The sequence below is a fragment of the Natrarchaeobaculum sulfurireducens genome, assembly GCF_003430825.1.
GTDB lineage: Archaea > Halobacteriota > Halobacteria > Halobacteriales > Natrialbaceae > Natrarchaeobaculum > Natrarchaeobaculum sulfurireducens.
The window spans coordinates 3,122,505-3,141,415 of the sequence record NZ_CP024047.1 but is presented as its reverse complement, the minus strand read 5'-3'; the positions used below and the strand labels follow the sequence as shown (position 1 = coordinate 3,141,415).

Annotated in this window: 19 protein-coding genes; 11 read left to right on the top strand and 8 right to left on the bottom strand. The window is 63.8% G+C overall.

Annotation, left to right across the window (positions count from 1 at the left end; genetic code table 11):
* Positions 1 to 190 precede the first annotated feature (190 nt).
* Entirely contained in the window at positions 191 to 1,231 is a 1,041-nt protein-coding gene (locus AArc1_RS16610) for a hypothetical protein (RefSeq protein WP_117365419.1), read from the top strand.
* An 89-nt stretch (positions 1,232 to 1,320) separates the two neighbouring features.
* Entirely contained in the window at positions 1,321 to 1,665 is a 345-nt protein-coding gene (locus AArc1_RS16605) for a cupin domain-containing protein (protein ID WP_117365418.1), read from the top strand.
* Positions 1,666 to 1,701: 36 nt separating this feature from the next.
* Here the strand turns inward: AArc1_RS16605 and AArc1_RS16600 are convergent, their stop codons facing one another.
* Both AArc1_RS16600 and AArc1_RS16595 read right to left on the bottom strand, forming a co-directional pair.
* Complete coding sequence (locus AArc1_RS16600; RefSeq protein ID WP_117365417.1) at positions 1,702 to 2,721, bottom strand: hypothetical protein; 1,020 nt, start codon at positions 2,719 to 2,721, stop codon at positions 1,702 to 1,704.
* A gap of 93 nt (positions 2,722 to 2,814) precedes the next feature.
* Positions 2,815 to 3,885: a hypothetical protein gene (locus tag AArc1_RS16595; protein ID WP_117365416.1), complete on the bottom strand. Its 1,071-nt coding sequence runs from the start codon at positions 3,883 to 3,885 to the stop codon at positions 2,815 to 2,817.
* 180 nt (positions 3,886 to 4,065) lie between these two features.
* Here AArc1_RS16595 and AArc1_RS16590 point away from each other — a divergent pair, with 180 nt between their 5' ends.
* Positions 4,066 to 4,593, top strand: a complete 528-nt coding sequence (locus AArc1_RS16590; RefSeq protein WP_117365415.1) for an FxLYD domain-containing protein — start codon at positions 4,066 to 4,068, stop codon at positions 4,591 to 4,593.
* A gap of 113 nt (positions 4,594 to 4,706) precedes the next feature.
* On the opposite strand, the gene AArc1_RS16585 is transcribed toward AArc1_RS16590, so the two are convergent.
* The 3 genes from AArc1_RS16585 to AArc1_RS19565 all read right to left on the bottom strand — a co-directional run bounded on the left by AArc1_RS16585 (position 4,707) and on the right by AArc1_RS19565 (position 6,279).
* A complete protein-coding gene (locus AArc1_RS16585) occupies positions 4,707 to 5,054 on the bottom strand; it encodes a hypothetical protein (protein WP_117365414.1) in 348 nt (115 codons plus the stop codon).
* A gap of 230 nt (positions 5,055 to 5,284) precedes the next feature.
* Positions 5,285 to 6,118, bottom strand: a complete 834-nt coding sequence (locus AArc1_RS16580) for a PspA/IM30 family protein (RefSeq protein WP_117365413.1) — start codon at positions 6,116 to 6,118, stop codon at positions 5,285 to 5,287.
* Positions 6,119 to 6,156: 38 nt separating this feature from the next.
* The gene (locus tag AArc1_RS19565) at positions 6,157 to 6,279 is read right to left on the bottom strand and encodes a hypothetical protein (RefSeq protein WP_267130076.1); all 123 of its coding nucleotides are present in this window, start codon (positions 6,277 to 6,279) and stop codon (positions 6,157 to 6,159) included.
* Between AArc1_RS19565 and AArc1_RS16575 the strand changes: the two genes are divergently transcribed.
* Both AArc1_RS16575 and AArc1_RS16570 read left to right on the top strand, forming a co-directional pair.
* Positions 6,278 to 6,913: an alpha/beta hydrolase gene (locus tag AArc1_RS16575; protein ID WP_117365412.1), complete on the top strand. Its 636-nt coding sequence runs from the start codon at positions 6,278 to 6,280 to the stop codon at positions 6,911 to 6,913. The genes AArc1_RS19565 and AArc1_RS16575 overlap by 2 nt on opposite strands.
* 152 nt (positions 6,914 to 7,065) lie before the next feature.
* On the top strand, positions 7,066 to 8,679 hold the full coding sequence (locus tag AArc1_RS16570; protein WP_117365411.1) for a long-chain-fatty-acid--CoA ligase: 1,614 nt from the start codon (positions 7,066 to 7,068) through the stop codon (positions 8,677 to 8,679).
* A gap of 88 nt (positions 8,680 to 8,767) precedes the next feature.
* Here AArc1_RS16570 and AArc1_RS16565 read toward each other — a convergent pair whose 3' ends face one another.
* Both AArc1_RS16565 and AArc1_RS16560 read right to left on the bottom strand, forming a co-directional pair.
* A complete protein-coding gene (locus tag AArc1_RS16565; protein ID WP_117365410.1) occupies positions 8,768 to 10,663 on the bottom strand; it encodes an ATP-binding protein in 1,896 nt (631 codons plus the stop codon).
* A gap of 216 nt (positions 10,664 to 10,879) precedes the next feature.
* The gene (locus AArc1_RS16560; RefSeq protein WP_323368558.1) at positions 10,880 to 11,494 is read right to left on the bottom strand and encodes a DUF7344 domain-containing protein; all 615 of its coding nucleotides are present in this window, start codon (positions 11,492 to 11,494) and stop codon (positions 10,880 to 10,882) included.
* A 227-nt stretch (positions 11,495 to 11,721) separates the two neighbouring features.
* Here AArc1_RS16560 and AArc1_RS16555 point away from each other — a divergent pair, with 227 nt between their 5' ends.
* Positions 11,722 to 12,066: a DUF7113 family protein gene (locus AArc1_RS16555; RefSeq protein ID WP_117365409.1), complete on the top strand. Its 345-nt coding sequence runs from the start codon at positions 11,722 to 11,724 to the stop codon at positions 12,064 to 12,066.
* A 70-nt stretch (positions 12,067 to 12,136) separates the two neighbouring features.
* Here AArc1_RS16555 and AArc1_RS16550 read toward each other — a convergent pair whose 3' ends face one another.
* Positions 12,137 to 13,420, bottom strand: a complete 1,284-nt coding sequence (locus AArc1_RS16550; protein WP_117365942.1) for a DNA double-strand break repair nuclease NurA — start codon at positions 13,418 to 13,420, stop codon at positions 12,137 to 12,139.
* A gap of 126 nt (positions 13,421 to 13,546) precedes the next feature.
* Between AArc1_RS16550 and AArc1_RS16545 the strand changes: the two genes are divergently transcribed.
* The 5 genes from AArc1_RS16545 (at position 13,547) to AArc1_RS16525 (ending at position 18,876) form a co-directional block, all read left to right on the top strand.
* Positions 13,547 to 13,798, top strand: a complete 252-nt coding sequence (locus AArc1_RS16545) for a hypothetical protein (RefSeq protein WP_117365941.1) — start codon at positions 13,547 to 13,549, stop codon at positions 13,796 to 13,798.
* Between the two features lie 303 nt (positions 13,799 to 14,101).
* Positions 14,102 to 15,685, top strand: a complete 1,584-nt coding sequence (gene gpmI / locus AArc1_RS16535; protein WP_117365407.1) for a 2,3-bisphosphoglycerate-independent phosphoglycerate mutase — start codon at positions 14,102 to 14,104, stop codon at positions 15,683 to 15,685.
* 81 nt (positions 15,686 to 15,766) lie between these two features.
* Entirely contained in the window at positions 15,767 to 15,934 is a 168-nt protein-coding gene (locus AArc1_RS18790) for a hypothetical protein (protein WP_154670621.1), read from the top strand.
* Positions 15,935 to 16,057: 123 nt separating this feature from the next.
* Complete coding sequence (locus AArc1_RS16530; RefSeq protein WP_117365406.1) at positions 16,058 to 17,344, top strand: O-acetylhomoserine aminocarboxypropyltransferase/cysteine synthase family protein; 1,287 nt, start codon at positions 16,058 to 16,060, stop codon at positions 17,342 to 17,344.
* A gap of 707 nt (positions 17,345 to 18,051) precedes the next feature.
* A complete protein-coding gene (locus AArc1_RS16525; protein WP_228442351.1) occupies positions 18,052 to 18,876 on the top strand; it encodes a hypothetical protein in 825 nt (274 codons plus the stop codon).
* Positions 18,877 to 18,911: the final 35 nt, after the last annotated feature.

Genomic DNA, 18,911 nt, shown 5'->3' with positions numbered 1-18,911 from the left:
ACCGCCCGACTCGAGCGGGTCAGGGGCTTTCGTGGTGTTCTCCTCGACTCTGGATTCGTCCTGTGAACCGGACACGGCTCGACTCTATCTCTGCACTAAAACCGAACGCGACTCGAACGATCACGAGCGCGGACTGTCGGAGTGATCGCCAACAGTCGTTAAAGGCCTCCTCGGTGTGGATTGGTCCGAAATGCCAGGGGAAGACGACACGTCATCACTCTCCAGACGGCGGGTACTTCAGGCGGCCGGAACGACGATCACGATTTCGGCGGTCGCCACGGGATCGGCAGCTGCACAGCCCGACGACCTCGAGCGCGCCTCGTTTCTGGACGGGCGGTGTCCAGAGGCGACGATCGAACCGAGCATGGGACCGTGCGAGGGGGCGAGCATGGGTGCCTGTGCGGACGACCACCCAGCGACGGTCGAACTGCGAGCGGCCGTCGAAGAGACGCTCGAGGAGCGCTACCCTGACGCCGGCGCGCTGGCGGACGCGGGGTTCAAACCCTACTTCGACACGCTCGACCATGACGACGACGGCTGGTCACACTGGCTCAGTCCCGAGTACATCGGCGACGACGTGATGCTCGACCCCGAACGGCCGGAGTCGGTGCTCGTGGACAACGAGTCGTGGCGCTCGATCGGTGTGATGTTCATCGCCACGCTCGAGGGTGAGGCCGTCGAAGCGCCGACGGTGTTCGAGGCCGGCGACGACGGCTTCCCGGGACCGGTATACGAGGCAGAGCCGCTGGACCTCGAGGCGGGTGGCGAGCATCACGCGCCCCACGACGATCACCGACACGAAGAGGCGGACGACCACCACGACGATCACGACCACCACGAGGCGGACGACCACGGCTCGGACCACGACGACCACGCTCACCACCCCGATGGGGACCCCGACCACTGTGCGCCCTGGCACGCCCACACCGGGCTCCCCGGCCGGTTTTCCTGGTGGTTCTACCGGCAGGCATACGAGCAAGATTTCGCCGACGGCGATCTGCGCCTTCCCTGTCGAACGCCGTGTATGATGCACGTCTGGACCGTCGACCATCCCGAGGGAGTCTACGCCCACGACGGACCGCCAGCCGAATACCGAGACGTAGCGCCCGCAGACGACCCTGACCTCGAGACCGACGCGGAACCCGGCGAAGACGACCTCGGGTGGGACGTCCTCCCCGACGACCTCGTTCCCGACCAGCGACCCGACGACTTCTCGCCGTTCGACTGGTGAACAGGGGAGGTGGTCGGTCCCGAGACCGGATCGCTCGCTCGCCTGCCGGTTCCCACATCGATTTTGAGCCGGCGGTCGACGACTCGTGTATGGGCTACGACACCGCACACAAGACCGACCCCGACTCCGTCGTCCCCGAAGAGTGGGGCGGCATGTGGTTTTTGAAAGACGAACTCGAGACCAACGAACTCGGATTCACGATCCTCGAACTCGAGCCCGACGGGAAGGGGAAAGAACACGACGAGACGGCAACCGGCCAGGAGGAACTTTATTACGTCGTTTCGGGAGAAATCGAGGTCGACCTCACCGACCGCGAGGAAACCGTTACGCTGGCCGAAGACGACGTGCTTCGGCTCGATCCCGACGAACCCCGCCAGATCCACAACCGTGGTGACGAGCGGGCGAAACTCGTGCTCGTCGGGGCGCCGCTGTAAGGGAATCGTCTAGCGATCCGGGCGACTCGAGGCCGTTCAGCCGAGGTCCTCGTCGCGTTCCGACTCGCGGAGGATGAACGGCCCCATCGCGAGCGTTCGCTTCGCGATCGTCGCGATTCGCAGGATGTAGACGATGAAGACGACGAACGGCGAGATGCCGACGACGAAACCCGCGCTCGTGAGCCAGACGAGGTTGTCGACGCCGAGTGTCGTTCCGGGCACTGCCGCGCCGTCGATGTACATGATCAACAGCGCCATCACGGTGAGTGCGGGCACCGAGATGTACAGCAGCGCCCGCGAGAGGTTGATCAGTTCCCACTGGAAGTACAACGTTTTGAAGTGTTCTCGCGCCGGGCCGAACAGCTGCAGCGTCTCGATCATGTGGTCGATCTTCTCGGCCGCTTCCTCGGAGAGCGAATCACCGTGGTCGGCCCGGATCTTGCGGGCGTCGTAGATCTTCCGCGAGTAGTTGAAATTCAGTGCGGCCCAGATGACGTCGAACGTCCCGAACTGGGCGTCTTCGAGCCTGTCTTTGACGGACCGTGCGTTCGCGGTCGTATCCTCGACGTAGTCGGCAATCTTCTCACGGAGTTCCTCGTCGCGTTCGTCGTCCAGCTCCGACTCGAGTTCGTTCGCTCGCGCCTGGACGCCGTCGACGAGTTCGTAGAGGAAGGCAGCGGGTTCGGGCGGACTCGTGTCCTCGTCGATCGTGCTTTCGACGTCCCGTCGGAACTCCATCGACTGTTGCATTCGCGAGCGTTGCTGGCCGACCGCGCCGAGTTCCTGTGAGAGGACGAGCTGGTTGATCGTGACGACGATCGAGGTCCCCGTGATGATCGCCCCGATAAACGCCGAAAAGAGGAACTCGAGGCCGTCCTGGTTCTCGACGATCTCCCGCAACGGCGTCAGCCCGAGCCCGCTTGCGGCCACGAGGATCACGAAGACGAGCCCCAGAAGTACACCCGTCAGTGCCCAGCGGTTCACCACGAGCAAGAGCCACAGGCGCACGCCACCGAGTCGCTCGTTCGAATCGTCGCTCGAGTCCGAATCGCTCATCGACTGGGAGGTTCGACTACGGCGGCGGGTAAAATACCACGCCCGGGAATCGAGGGGTGAGGCGGGGCGCTTCGATGGGCGAACATTCGCGGGTCAGTCCGACGGCGTTCCAGCGCTCCCTTCGTCGCCGTAGGTGACGTCGAACGGCCCTTCGTCGGGGGATTTCTGGGGGAGCATCGGGCCGACTGAGGCCGTCCGCCGGGTTACCGTTGCGGTCCGGAGGATGAACGACGTCAGCAGCGCCAGCGGTGAGACAACGACTGCGACGAGGGCACTGACGACCCACGGCAGCGTGTCGATGCTGATCGCTGGTCCGGCGAGGTCCGCATAGATGAACCCGATGAGCATCGCCGCGAGGATCGCCGGCACGCCACAGTAGATCGTTAGCTGGGAAAAGCGCGTGAGTTCGCGCTGGAGGTACGTCGTCTTGAAGTGCTCGCGGGCGATGCCGAAGAGTTCGAGGGCGTCGATCAACTCCTCGAGTGACTCCTCGCCCTCACGAGAGAGCCGCTCACCGTACCGGCCCTGGATGTGTCTGGCGGCGTATAGCTGCCAGGCGTCGTTGTAGCCGACCGCTGCCGAAACGGCGCGAAACGTCCCGAACTTCGTGTGCTCGAGCGTCTCGTCGATCCGTCTCGAACGCTTCTGGACGCTGTTTGCGTACCGGGTCACGGGCGTCGCGAACTCGTCGTCGTGACCGTCGACTGCGGCCTCGAGGGTCTCGGCCCGATCGTAGATCCCTTGGACGAGCAACTCGAGGAGTCGCGTCGGCGACGCTGGACTCGCCGGAACCTCGGCGAGGTCGGCGGCGTCTTGGCGAAACGAGGCCACGGCCTCGAGCTGGGATTCGGACTCGCCAGCGGCGGCGAACTCCCGTGAGAGAATAAGCTGGTTGATCGAGACGACCAGCGTGACGAGCGAGAACGTCCCGGCGACCATGCCGCCTGCCAGCCGGGTGATCGAGTCGTCGTTGACGAACGAGACGATCCCGAGTTCGTTCAAACCGAGCAGTCCGACGAACACGCCCAGAGAGATGAGCGCAGCGACGAACAGCCGATCCGCCTCGACGAGGAGCCACTCGCGAAACCGGGTCCACGAACGTGTCCGTTTCCCGATGTCCGCACCGAACGACTCGAGCGTCTCGTCGCTCTCGGAGGACCCCATAACAACGGCTTCGACGGTCCCGAGGATAAGCCCCTGCGTTGCATATCCTGCCCTCGACGACCGGCACCGTCTGCAGTCGGCTCGGCGGCCCGACTCGTGACTCGTCTCTCGGCGTCTTCGGCTGATCGGCCACGCAGTGCAAGGTCCGGACTGAAATGCGCCCGTCCCCTCGCGTCGTCCATGAGCCGTACCCGAAGAAGCGCCGACGCGACCGCGGGTCGCGACGACCGGTGGAATCGACGTCGCGTACTCGCGGGAGTCGGTGTCGGCGCTTCGGTCGCGCTCGCCGGCTGCAACGGTGTTCTCGGACAGAATGCGCCGAGCTACGAGGAGGGGACTGTCGACGTCGACGGCGAACCCCGATCGGCCGACGAGATGGCCGCCGCCGAAGCGCTTGCCGACCAGGAGATCGACGACGGCATGACGCCGCTCAACTCGCTCTCGCTCGAGGACCACGAGTTCGTCTTCGAGGACGACTTTCGCGGCGCGACAGTACAGGGCACCATCGCAAACGACGGCGACGATCGAATCCAGTCCGCCGAAGTCCGCACCCGCATCTACGACCCCGACGGTGACCAGCTCGGCCGGTATCTCGATTTCACCGGCGACCTCGAGTCCGGCTCGACGTGGGCGTTCGAGGTCGTCCTGCTCGAATCTCCGGACGAGATCGGCGGCTACGACGTGGCGGCACTCGGGACGCCGTCTTAGGTCCTCGAAACACCGCTCTAGCGTCGTTCTCGATCACGTGTGACGCCCGCGACTGACGTCGGCTATCGCTCAGTTGCCGGTCTCTCGTGCCGTCACCGACGATCTAGGTGGCGTTACTCGAGGACGGACTCGACGAGCGCGTCGTCGACCGCCTCGAGGATCGTCTCGGGTTGTTCGGCGAGCGCGTAGGCGGGCCGTCCCTTCCCAGTCGGCGACGTTCGGCTGGTTTCGATCTCCTCGACGATGTCCTCGGCCTCGAGGCGGTAGAGCGTACGCATCACGTCCGCTTCGGTGAGCGAGCCGACGACTTCCGTGTCGGCATCTTCGACGCAGTTCATACACGTCCGACGGAGTTCGTGGGTTTGCACCGGCGTTTCGTCTTCCCGATCCACTACCGTGACACCGAGTAAGACCACCTGCTCGGCGAGCGACAGTGAGTTGACTGTCGTTTCGATTGCCATACATTCAGTTGCCCACGACCACGGTAATTGGTGTTCCGGTGCACACAGGTTCGCTGGGACCGCCACTCGAGTCGTCCCACTCGCTCTCGGTTCGGCGCTCCAGTGACGGACAAAAGAACGTGGGCGGACGGTTCCGTTCCTCTCGGTGACTTTCGACGGCGTCGGTCTTTCGGCAGTGGCTCACCACTCTCTCGGCTCAGCCTCGGGGCCAGCCTCCGGACCGGTCTCGGTTACGAACTCTCTTCGTCTTTGAGTTCGGCGAGTTCCGCGTCGATCTCGCCCTCGTCGACGTCCGCCTCGAGCGCTTCGAGGTCGGCCTCGTCGACGTCGCCTTCGACCTCCGGCTCGGATTCGGCCTCGGTGTCAGCCGTTCCGACGTCGGATTTGAGCGTCTCGAGTTCGGCCTCGACGCCGCTGCCGGCCGACAGCTGCTCGAGTTCGCGGTCGATGTTGTCTTTGTCGGAGAGGACGTCGTCGAACGCCCCGGACTCGTGGAGTTCGTCGAGAGCGGCCGCGCGCGCTTCCATGTCTTCGGTTTTCTCCTCGGCGCGTTCGATGGCCCGGCCGACGTCCTCGAACTCCTCGCCAGTCGCTGTCATCGCCTCTGAGACCGTCGAACTCGCCTCTGCGGCCTCGTAGCGGGCTTTCATCGTCTCCTTTTTCGTCCGGAACTCCTCGATGCGCGTCTGGAGTTCGTTTTTCTGCTCGATCAGCTGGTCTTGTTGACCCTGCAGATCGGAGATCTGCCGCTCGAGATCCTCGATCTGGTTCATTTTCGTCTTCTTCTTTTCTAAAGCGCGTCGCGCCAGGTCCTCGCGGTCCTGTTTGACCGCCGTCCGGGCCTGATCGTTGTGTTTCTCGACGTTGTCCTCGAGCCGGCGTTTTTGCATCTCGAGGCGTTTTTTCTGTGTCGTGAGGTCGGCGATGCCGCGTTTGACCTCCTGGAGTTGGTCGCGCATCTGCTCGTACGAGTAATCGAGCGTCTGCGTCGGGTCCTCGGCTCGGTTGAGCAGCGAGTTGATCTTCGACCGAATGACGTAGGAGGTCCGAGAGAGGATGCCCATACTCGTACGTATCGCTCGCGACCCTTAAAAACATCACATCAGCGACAGACCATGACGACGGCGTCCAGTTCGGATGGGAACGGCCATCGGCGCTCGACGCTTTCCGACGCTGCCTGCCGAACGCGGGCCTTGATTACCGACGCGACGTAACGGGCAGCCATGACCGACGTCCTGATTCCCGGCGGCCGCGACGTCCGCGGGACGCTCGAGGTGCCCGACGATCCCGATGCCGTCGTCGTCGCCTGTCCACCTCACCCACAACACGGGGGATCGCGAACCGACCAGCGACTCGTCGCAGTGTCGACGGCCCTCCAGGATGCGGGAATCGCCTGTCTCCGATTCGACTACGGCCCGTGGGACGAGGGCCACGGTGAACGCGAGGACGTCCGCAACGCCGTTCGCTGGGCACGCGAGGCCGACCGATGGGACGGAGACCCCCCGGTCGGCGTCTTCGGCTACAGCTTCGGTGCAAGCCAGGCGTTGCTCGCCGCTGCCGGCCTCGAGAACGGGGCGATCGACGCCGTCTCCGTTCTCGCACCCACGGTGCGTCTGGGGGACGAACTGGACGCACTCGAGGCCTACGGGCGGCTCTCCGTTCCCGTACAGGTGTGCTACGGCGAGCGTGACACGACGGTCGAGTGGGAGCCGCTCGTCGAGCGCGCTCGGGACCGCAGCGACGACGTCACGTCGCTCCCCGCCGACCACTTTTTCCTGGGCACGCGACCCGAAATCGCGAGCGTTGTCCGTGAGTTCTTCGAGCGAACGCTCCTTGAGCCTGCTGGCCTCGAGGGCTGATACAGCGGTGGTCGTCGGTTCGTTCGATCCAGTGGTAATGGGGGCCGACGGCTTCTCGGTTGCGAAACGTATCAATCGAACGTATAGTACGGCCGTCGAATCTAGGAAAAATCCAGAAAGAATATTATAAACAATGTTCGAGAACGACACACATGGAAGTCCCACTGCTGGTTACTGATTTCCTCGATCGGGCACGCAAGTACTACGGCGATCAGGAAGCGATCGTCGCGACGACCGGGGAGCGATTTACCTACGACGAGTTCGGCGACCGCGCCGACCGGTTCTCTGCTGTTCTTCAGGCGCGCGGTATCGAGAAGGGTGACCGCGTGGCCGTGCTCGACCCGAACACGCACTACCACCTCGAGGCGGCTTACGGGATCATGCAACTGGGGGCGATCCACGCGCCGCTGAACTACCGGTTGACGCCCGATGACTACGACTACCTGCTCAACGACGCGGGCGTGAAGGCGATCTTCGCCGACTACGAGTACGCCGAGAAGATCGAAGCGGTGCGCGACGACGTGCCGACGGAACTGTTCATCACGAACGACCCGGATGCCGTGGAGGGCGAGTGGGAGGACGTCGACGCGCTGCTCGAGGAGACCGACCCCGAGTACGACCGGCCGGAGATGAGCGAGGACGACATCATCACGATCAACTACACCTCGGGAACCACGGGTGACCCGAAAGGCGTCTGTCGAACTCACCGAACCGAGTCGCTGCACGCCCAGCTCGTGACGATCCACCACGAGATCACGGACGACGACGTCTACCTCTGGACGCTGCCGATGTTCCACGTCAACGGCTGGGGGCACATCTACGCGGTCACCGGTATCGGCGCGAAACACGTCTGTACGCGCGGCGTCGACGCCGGACAGATCTTCGAGGACATCGCCGAGGAGGACGTCTCGTTCCTCTGTTGTGCACCGACGGTGCTCAGCATGCTCGGTGACTACGCCGACGCGAACGACGTCGCCACCGAAGGCGAGAATCCGATGCGCGTCACCGCCGCGGGCGCGGCCGCCCCCGAGAGCGTCATCGAGATGGTCGAAGAGGAGTTCGGCTGGCACTTCCGCCAGCTCTACGGCGCGACCGAGACGGGCCCGCTGATCAGTACCTCCGCGACCCGCCGACTCATCGACGAGGACAGCGAGGAACGGTTCGCCCTCAAGAAACGCCAGGGGATCGCGCCGCTTGCCACCGAAGTCGACGTCGTCGACGAGGACGGCGACGTCGTCCCGTGGGACGACGAGACCATCGGCGAAATCGTCGTCAAGGGCAACCAGGTCATGGACGGCTACTGGGAGAAACCCGAGGCGACCGAGGAGGCGTTCAACGATCGACGTGAGGGGTGGTTCCACACCGGCGACCTCGCCGTCGTCAACGAACACGGCATGATCTCGATCCAGGACCGCGATAAGGACATCATCATCTCCGGCGGCGAGAACATCTCGAGCATCGAACTCGAGGACACGTTGTTCGACCACGAGGCCGTCGCCGACGTGGCCGTTATTCCCTCGCCCAGCGAGAAGTGGGGCGAGACGCCGAAGGCGTTCGTCGTGCCGTCGAACGAGGACCCCGAGAACCCGCCGATCTCCGCGGACGAACTCACCGAGTTCACGAAAGCGCGACTCGCCGGCTACAAAGTCATCCACCGGATCGAGTTCGTCGACGAACTACCAAAAACGGCAACCGGGAAGATCCAGAAGTTCGAACTCCGCGAACAGGAGTGGGAAGACGAAGACGCGATGGTCGGCGAAGGGTAACGCCTGCCGCTGGCTGACGCGGAACCGCTCGCCAGACATCGATTTTCCGTCCTCGAGTCGGTCTCGGACGTCTTGGCGTCGACCTGCGTCAGTCTCTGCCGTGTCGCGTCAGACAGTTCGGGAGGCCGATCAACTCGACGGGTTCGGAGTTATCGGGCGAGTAGACGACCATCTGGCCTTTCTCCATGTAGGGGACTTTCGACTCGAGGTTCGAGGGGATGTTGACGCTCTTGATGGCGTCTTCGTCGCCTAAGTTCAGGACGATGGTCGTGTTGATCTGCTTGAACACGGCATCGTCGATGTCCTGGGGATCCTGTGTGATCAGGAAGAGCCCGAGGCGTTCCTTTCGGCCCTGCTTTGCGGCCTCGGTGAACTTTTTGATGACCTTCCCCGCCTGGACGCTGTCGGCGTCGGTGAGGAAGTTGTGGGCCTCGTCCATCCCCAGGATGAGCGGCGTCTCCTTGATCCGGTCGTAGGTCGGGTCGTTCGAGAGCTTCTCGTCGATCAACAGACTCGAGAGCGCGAGTACGATTGCCTCGGTTGCCCGCGAGTCGGTGATGTGGTAGGTCGGGACGACCGAGAGGCCGCCAGGACGGACGAACTCGCTGATCAGGTCGGTGATCGGACGGGCGTCCTGGTCGAAGACGTGACTGAAGCCGAACACGCGCCGACGGACGGCGTCGAACGTCGCCTCGTGGACGCGGCCGGACTCGTCGAGTTCCTCCCGCAGTGCCGGATCGTCGAGAAACGTCGTGAACTCGTCGTAGGTTCCATTGGGACCGTAATCGCGCCGGAATCGCGGTAACAGGACGCTCACCAGCGCCCCGTACTGGTTGTCGTTCAGCCCGCTGCCGGCGACCAGCCAGGGGTTGTCGTGAACCATCGAAAACGGAATCGTGAACTCGACCTGTTCGGCGCGGTGGTGACTCGCCGCGTAGCTCGCCGAGCCGACTTTCGGGACGAACGCCGTCGTCTCTTCGACGCCGCCGTAGGCGACGCCCTCGCGCTCTAAGCGGCGAGCGAACGCGTCGTCCAGGTCGGGGTTGTCGTCGTGCATCTGGGCGTACTCGTCCTGGGGGTCGAACTGGACGACGGCGGGCTGGACCGATCGGCCGTCTTCCATCGGATACGTCCGCTCGTCGGCGAGGTACTGTCGCAGGACGTTCTTCGCGCCGTGGGTCTTCCCCGATCCCGTTCCGCCGGCGACGAGGGTGTGTCGGAAGACGAGTGGATCGCCGGCCTCGTAGTCGTCTTTCAGTCGATAGTCGATCGTCGGCGGCGAGGCGGCCGTCCTGACTTTCTCGCCGCCGACGGAGAGGTGTCCGAGAAAGACGCCTTCGTCGGGGATCTTCAGCCCGGTTTTGATCTCCTCCGTGTCGTCGGCCTGTTTGATCACCGTCTGGGGCGTTGGCACCCGGTCGGTCATCCGTCGTTTCAGCTCACCGTCGTCGTCGTAGAGGATGGCAACCGGCTCGAGACTGGCGACGAACTTGTAGTCGGCCTCCTCGATGCCGTCGGTGCGCATCGCCCGCCGGGCGTGGATCTCGGTCGCGTCGTCGGCGTGGTACTGCTGGGCGTACTCCAGTCCCGTAATCCGACAGAACAGCGTCTCGCCGCTCGTAGACCTACTGGCCTGCGTCTGGCTGGCGGCCGTCGCCGTCCTGTCGGGGTACGGTGCGAGGAGGTAGCCGCCGATGCGAACTGACGAGCGGTTTTCGCGGGTGACGTACGCCTTGAGCGTCGTGTCCTCTTCGTCCTCGGCGACGCGCAGTCCCTGGGAGACACAGAGCGCGCCGATGCCGACGTCCTCGCCGCGGGGCTCGACAGCCGTCTCCTCGAACGCACTCTCGCCAGCCCCGGCGGCCGATTCGCGTACATCACCTGCGGCCAGCGACTGCCCGTCGTCGCCGGCCGTCGTATCGTCCCCGGACGCAGACGCGTCAGCGCCACCGTCGTACTCGCTGAAATCGCCCAGATCGGTCATATACACTGCATCAGAGCGGGCGCTAAAACGCGTTTCCCTCCTGTGGAGTGTCACTCGCTTGGAGCGGTGTTCCCTCGAGACGGGTTCGAGCCGTGCGCCTGGGTCGTTCGAGTCGACGGCTACCGCTGTCTCGCTCGAGTCGACACCGTAGAGAATCAGCGAAAGTGTGGGGAGTCAGCGAAGGCCTGGCGAGTCAGTGTTCCATTGGACGGCCGGTTATCTGGCGGAATCGTCGGCGACCGCAACCTGCCTGGAGTCACGATCGTAGGTGAGGAGGTCGACGCCCTCGAGGGCGGGCAGGTGGGAGTGGTGGAGGACGATCTTGGCGCGCTCGGGGTCGGCGGGAGCGGCGGATTCGCAGGCAGCGAGCGTGGACGCGAGTTCTTCGAGCGAGCGGGGCTGGTCGTCGTCGACGAGTTCGAGCAGTCGGAGTCGGACCGGATCGACGACCTCGCTGACCAGTTCTTCGACATCGTGGTCGGCCTCGAGCAACGTCGAAAAGATCGCGGGGGTTGCCGGTGGTTCGACGACCAGTTCGGCACCCGTCTCGAGGTCCCAGTCGACGAGGCCGGCGGCATCGAGTTTCGGCAGGTGGGCGTGTACCAGGTCGATCCGGACCTCGTGACGTCGTTGGCCGTTCGACGGGTCGGCTCCCGCTCTCTCGAGCAGTTCGGTCGTCAGGTCCGCGAGCGACTGTCGGCCGTTGTCGTCGAGGAACTCGAGGAGATAGAGCCGTTGGGGGTGGCGAAACACCTCGTATCGTTCTCTGGGAACGTCGCTTAGTGGGGCTGACTCGCCAGTGGTGTCGAGGGGAGCGTCCAGGCTCATCATCAAAACCCACCGGAGCGACCCGGATAAGCACGTTCCCAAAACAGTTTGGGTCATCTGGCGACACGTCTCATCGGGCACTATCGCCGGCCAGGTAGTGCGGACTGGTCGCTCGCAAGTCACGATCACGGCCGTCCGTCGCGCAGCTCCGAGGGTGAATTGAACGACCCGTTTCGCGGCTCCTGGCAGTCCCCGCCGGGTTTTTGCGGCTCCGCGCCGTAGCTCAGTTTATGCTCATGGTACGCGGCCGTGCGGGGGGGACCGAACTCACTGGCACGCTGTACGAACGCGGTGAACGGGCCCCGTCCTTTCGTGGCGCGCCCGACGAAGACGCCGCGTACGTCTGGGTCTGTGATGAATTCTACGAGGTCGACAGCGGCGGGACCACACAGCGCGTCGACGACCGCGAGGTTAATCTCGCGTTCGAGTCCCCGATGCCCCGCGGATTCGACACTCGTGACCAGGCGGTCGAACAGGCCAAAGAACACATCAGGACCCAGTTCGCCAGAATCGGCGTCGATCCCGCGGCCGTCGACCTCGAGGTCGAACGCGAGGACGTTGCCGCCGAGTGGTAACGCGCCGTCGGTGGACAAGCGTCAGCGATATGTTCGAGCGACGGCGCGGCGGCGATGAGCGACGAGCGGCTCAGAACTCGTCGCCGTCCCAGCGGTGATCGTCGTAGGTCCGTTTCTGGGTCGTCTCGAATCCTTCCTCGAGTCGCTTGCTGAGCGATCGCTTCTCCGGGTTGCTGATCCGGGCGAGTTCGTCGGCTTTCTCGACGATCGTCGGCGGCCCGTGAGAGACGGCGACGTCCTGTAACACCTGTAACGCGAGTCGTTCGCGCGTCTCGGGGTCACGAGTGAACGCGTACGGGGCTTCCACGCGATAGATCAGGTCGTCTCTGGGGTCGTAGATGACGAAGAACGTCACCTCATAGCTCTCGGGTGGGAGCTTTCGGTCGACGCCGAGTGCGTCGCCGTCGACCGAAAGCGGCTCGTCGACGCCCCCGCGCGATCGGAACCAGTTCGTATACGATAGCGCCGACCGATCGCGTTCCCAGCGGTCGCCCTCGACGTCGTCGACGTACTCGCCGCGCTCGAGCAATCGGGTAAAGAGCGCCGCGTCGTCGCTCCAGGGAACGGCCACGTCGACGTCCCGGTTGCCCTTCAGCGTCCGGGTGATAAGTCGCGTCGTCGGGTTCTTCACGAAGCCGACCAGCGGAACGTCCCGGTCGACGAAGTCCTCGACGAGTCGGACGTAGTTCTCGAGCACCGTCGTCGGCCGCGGGTCCTCGAGCAAGAAGTCAGCGAGGTCGGGATGCTGGTCGGCCCAGCGCAGCAGGCCACGGGGATAGAGCGGTCCGTCGAGGACGAGCAGATCCGTCACTCCGTCGGCGTGTGCGAGGGCGTGTTTACTCTCGGCGAGATACAGTGCCAGTGCGTGGACGACGCCCTCGGCGAACCGCGGCAGCGGCGGGATCTTTACGGCTCGCCGACGGCTGAACCCGCCATCGAACTTCCCCCAGGACTCCTCGACGGTCATCGTTTCGTCGTTCGAGTGGACGGTCATGACGACGGTGCGCGAGCGATGAAGGTCGAGGTCGCTCGGCGTTGCGCTCATCGCCGCCTGGGCGACGTCGATCACGAGCCCGTTTTTGAACGTCGTCGGATTGATCGTCCCCGCGTCGAGGCCGTGAACGGTCGGAAACGCCGGCTCCTGAAGGGCAACGTCCTCGCAGTCGACCAGCCGGCGCACCTGCTCGTCCACCGGCTCGAGGATCGCCCGGTCGCGTCGTCGGTCCCAGAGCGGGTCCAGAAACTCCTCCCAGACCGTCTCGGCGAACGCCCGACGGTCGCGCTCGTCGGCCCCATGGTCGATCCGCCCTGCAAGTCCCGCAATGCCGTCGAAATGGACCGGGTCCAGGGTCATGCCAGTTCGCTCCCGTCGCACCGGCAAAAATCCAGTGATCGTGACTGTTCCGAGCCTTCACTCGAGGCCGTGTAAGTTACCATCAGAAAGATTATGTTTGCGGGCGAGGTGCGTCCGGATACCTCGATGGCATCCAGACGGACGACCGCCGACGGCGAGGCGGCGATCAACTGGCGACAGACCGGCACCGCCGTGACACTTTATGACGAGAAAAACCCCGACGCCTGGGTTCGAATGGAGTTCGAGGCGGGCGTCCCGCCGGAACATCGACTCTACATGATCTGTTCCGACTGCGGGGCCGTCTTTGCCCAGCGATCCGTTCCCGGAACCGGATCGGTCTGTGGCGACTGCGGCACGGCGTTCGACCACGATCGGTGACCGTCGGACCCGTTCGTGAAGTGTCCAGCCAGTCCAGTCACGATTTTGAGCGACCGACGTTCGAACGGTACACGAGGTAGATGAGGCCGAGGATAATCACCGGATAGCCAAGCGCAGCGACGTACCAGCCGAGGTCCATATCGAACGCTGGTCGTTCTCGGACCCTGATCGTTTCGCTCGTTCTCACTCTCTGGGCAGGCACCTCACGCTCGAGGCCCTGCGACGGCAGCCGCTGACCACTGAGCTGTCGGCCGATCACCCGACAACGACAGCTAGTTAGGCGAGGCTGGGTATCCATCCTCCATGGACGGTGCGTTGATTATTCTCGACGGTTGGGGCCTCGGCAACGGCGGTAGAGACGCCGTCGCGGCCGCCGATACACCCGCGTTCGATCGACTCGCCGACGCTGGCGCGTACGGCACGCTCGAGGTCGCGGGCCGCCGTGTCGGCCTTCCCGAGGGACAGATGGGAAACAGCGAGGTCGGTCACCTGAACATCGGGGCCGGCAGGGTCGTCTACCAGGAGTACACCCGGATCTCGGATTCGATCGACGACGGCTCGTTCCGCGAGAACGACGCGATCACCACTGCTTTCGACAACGCAATCGAAAACGACGGCCGGATTCACTTCGTCGGCCTCGTCAGCGACGGCGGCGTCCACTCCGATCACGAACACCTCCACGCGCTGATCGAACTCGCCGGCGACCGCGACGTCTCCGCTGTCACTCACGCCGTCACCGACGGCCGTGACACCTCGCCGACCGGCGGCCAGGCGTACCTCGAGGCGCTCGAGGACGTGGTTGCCGAGCACGGCACGGGCCACGTCGCGACCGTTACGGGCCGCTACTACGCGATGGACCGCGACCAGAACTGGGATCGGACGAAACGCGCCTACGACGCCATCGTCAATCGCGAAGCCGACCACGAGACCGCGTCGGCACTCGAGGCCGTCGAAGCGTCCTACGACCGCGACGTGACCGACGAGTTCGTCGAGCCGACGATCGTCTCGGACCAGCCGGCACTCGCCGACGGCGATTCGGTCGTCTGGTTCAACTTCCGGTCGGACCGCGCACGACAGCTCACGCGGATGCTCGCCGATATCCGTCCCGACGCGTGGGCCGACGAGTTCGAGACCACGCCGCCGGACGCCGAGGTCGTGATGTTGACCCAGTACGACAAGACGTTCGACCTCCCGATCGCGTACCCGCCGACCCAACCCGAGAACGTCCTCGGCGAGGTGCTCGCGGCTCACGGCAAAACGCAACTGCGGATCGCCGAATCGGAGAAGTACGCCCACGTCACCTACTTCTTAAACGGCGGCCGCGAGGTCGAGTTCGACGGCGAGATCCGCGAAATCGTCGAGAGCCCCGACGTCCCGACCTACGACCGGCAACCCGAGATGAGCGCAGCCGAGGTGACCGATACCGCGATCGACGTCCTCGAGGGCGAGGCGCGACCGGAGGGGGAGCCTCGAAACGATGAGCGGGGAGGAACGACTCGCGAACAGGCCCAGACCCCCGATACGCTCGTCCTCAACTACGCCAATCCCGACATGGTCGGACACACAGGCGATTACGAGGCTACAATCGCAGCCGTCGAGGCCGTCGACGAACAGCTCGGGCGGCTGGTGACGGCTCTCGAGTCCCATGCCGCACACGTCCTGATCACCGCCGATCACGGTAACGCAGACGACATGGGCACCGAAGACGATCCCCACACGGCGCACACGTACAACGAGGTGCCCCTGGTCTATCTCGCCCCTGACGGCACAGCGGGGAGACGGACGGTCCGCGAAGGCGGCACGCTCGCCGACGTCGCCCCGACACTGCTCGAGCTGATCGACGTCGACCAGCCTCCCGAGATGACCGGCGAGTCGCTGCTCGAGTGACTCCGGACTCGTCCCGACCAGCCGCAGGAACTGCGCGCTCGAGGGGGTAGAATTATGTCCGTAGCGGCGGAACGTCCGCTAATGAGCACTAACGAGGCCGTTCAGGGTGGCGAGCGCAAAGAAGAGATCAAACGAGCGATGTACATCATGATCGTCTGGACGACGCTTGTGGTTCTCGCTGGAATCTTGCTCGTCTTCCTCAGCGATGCGTTCGCGGCAGTCTTCTCGATGGCCGGTCCAGTCTTCTGAGCACGGCGGGCGCTCGCTTTCCCGTCGGCTGTCCGATTCGGAGAGGTTCGGATCGTCGTCGACGTCGGCGTCTTTTGCGACAACTCGCGGTTTTAGGTTGCCTGGCTGCGAGTGTCGGCACGTATGAGCGACGACCCCGACGAGCGAGCGTTCGCGACAGAGAGCGTCCACGCTGGCCAGCAATCTGACCCGACGACTGGAGCCAGAGCACCGCCGATCTATCAGACGACTTCCTACGAGTTCGAGGATACGGACCACGCCGCTTCCCTCTTTGGCTTACAGGAGTTCGGCAACATCTACTCGCGGATTATGAACCCGACGAACGCGATGTTAGAAGAGCGCATCGCCACGCTCGAGGGCGGCGTCGGCGCGCTCGCGACCTCCTCGGGGATGGCGGCGTTCGACCTGGCGACGTTCATCCTCGCCGACGTCGGCGACAACATCGTCTCCTCGTCGTCGCTGTACGGCGGCACCTACACCTACCTCACGCACACCGTCGCCAAACGCGGCGTCGAGACGACGTTCGTCGACACGCTCGATTACGACGCCTACGCGGAGGCGATCGACGACGACACCGCGTTCGTCCACCTCGAGACGATCGGCAACCCCGCGCTCGTGACGCCGGATATCGAACGAATTGCCGATATCGCGCACGAGAACGACGTCCCGTTGTTCGTCGACAACACGTTCGCGACGCCGTATCTCTGCCGCCCGCTCGACCACGGCGCGGACCTCGTCTGGAACTCGACGACGAAGTGGATCCACGGCGCTGGTTCGACCGTCGGCGGCATTCTCGTCGACGGCGGTTCGTTCCCGTGGGACGAGGGCGACTACCCCGAAATCGCCGAACCGAACCCTGCCTATCACGGCGTCAACTTCTACGAGACGTTCGGCGAACAGGCGTTCTCGATCGTGGCTCGTACCCGCGGGCTGCGTGACCTGGGGAACCAGCAGGCACCGTTCGACGCCTGGGTCACCCTCCAGAAACTCGAGTCGCTGCCCCTGCGCATGGAAAAACACTGCGAGAACGCGATGGCCGTCGCCGAGTTCCTCGAGGACCACCCGAACGTCGACTGGGTCACCTACCCCGGCCTCGAGAGCCACGAAACCCACGAGAACGCGAGCAAATACCTCGACGGTGGCTACGGCGGCATGATTACTTTCGGACTCGAGGGTGGCTACGACGCGGCCGAAACTGTCTGCAACGAGGTCGACCTCGCGAGCCTGCTCGCAAACGTCGGCGACGCGAAGACGTTGATCATCCACCCCGCGAGCACGACTCACCAGCAGCTCACGGAGGAGGAGAAACTGGCAAGCGGCGTCACCGACGACCTCATCCGCCTCTCGGTTGGGATCGAGGACGTCGACGACGTGATCGCCGATCTCGATCGGGCGATCGAAAAGGCCTGACTTCGATTCGAGAACCGTCTACTCATCGTGTCGGACAGAACGTATCGAATATCGGTCACGCTACTGCGGTCGTCGCCATCGGTGAGGGTCCCGAATTCGCGACCGACAGCTCACTGACTGCTGTCCGACAGTCTCACTTGGCGAGCAGTCGACTGGTTCTGTTGGTGGCTGCCGAAGTGGTTTCCGACAATCCGTAGTTCGAGCGTTCGACGTACCCGAAACTGGTGAAACATCTCAAAGCTGACCCTCGGTCGCGTGGATGGCAACGCATTCGACCTGAGCGCGGTTCTATTCGATCAGGGGAAGAGTTATATTCTGTACTTGGAAACGAACAACGAAGTGGTGCGCCAATGACCTCGATGAAGCGAACGGATCGGTGGACGACCGTGACTGTAGAATGCTCTCACGCCATCAGTACTGGCTCGGTGCTTGAGGACACCATTTCGTACGGTGTCTCGGCCACTTCTGAGCCGAGTCTAGGGGCAACTGATCAGCAAAACAGGCACGAGGGAGTTCGACAGGACGAAACCGGAGACGTACGAACGGACGTTAGCCAGCTACCTGACGAGCAGAGAGAAGCCGTTGCGCTCCGAAACGAGCTTCGAGTGCGTCTCGGCCAGGTTACCATCTCGGAAGAATGTGGGAATCTCGTCGCCAAAGCTGGCCGGACAGCAAATCACGATCGACTGGTGTTCGATCCGTCACCAGTGGTCGAGTGTCCACCTGAAAGCGTCGACCGGTTGCTCACTCTCGAGTTCGATCCCGAAGACGGAACGACCGGTCGACTGTACGAACGCGACGGGGAATCAACGGCGCTCCTCGAGTCATATCACGGTCGTCCGAAACATCACGCAACGGATGTCATCGCCGACGTTTACCGGGACTATGGCTTCAAAGGTGGTATCCGTTCCAACATCGATATGGCCATTCGCCGAGCAGATGTTGCCCAACTCGTTCGAACGGGAGACGAAGGTGTGCGTCTCCGTGCAGCCAAAGACTGCTGGGAGAAACACACGTACAACGTCATCGAAAATCCGTCGACCAGAACAGCACGAAACGTCGTTTCTAATCCATTCGACGCAGACGAGCGGGCATCTCTCTTCGAGGCAGTTACGGACTCGATGGAACCGACCGTAGTGCGGGGGCGGGCGCTCAAGGCGCTGGCCGGTCACGTTCTCAATCCGTTTCTTGCTACTACCGGGTCGGAAATGACCGACGAGGCGGTCGAGCAGGCTATCGCCGCCCATACCGGACCGTTCGCCGCATCGTTCGATCTCGGGATCGACCCCGACCAGGCCGAAACTGTCCTCGAGATCATTGACACGTGGCTCGAAGCAGATACGCGGGACGACCGTGACGACGCTCGAACAAGAGACGCGACCGAGGCGCTCTGGTTGTCGCCTCACTGGGACCTGTATGCGACTCCTGAAACGAGAACCAGTATCTGGGAACACCTCGACCAACTGGGCGTTCGTGACCTCGTCATGAACAGTGCTTGGGATGGCACGCTGTTCGCCTGGCCCTACCAGTAACGTCGTTCTCACGCGGCTTCGCCCCGGTTATTAAG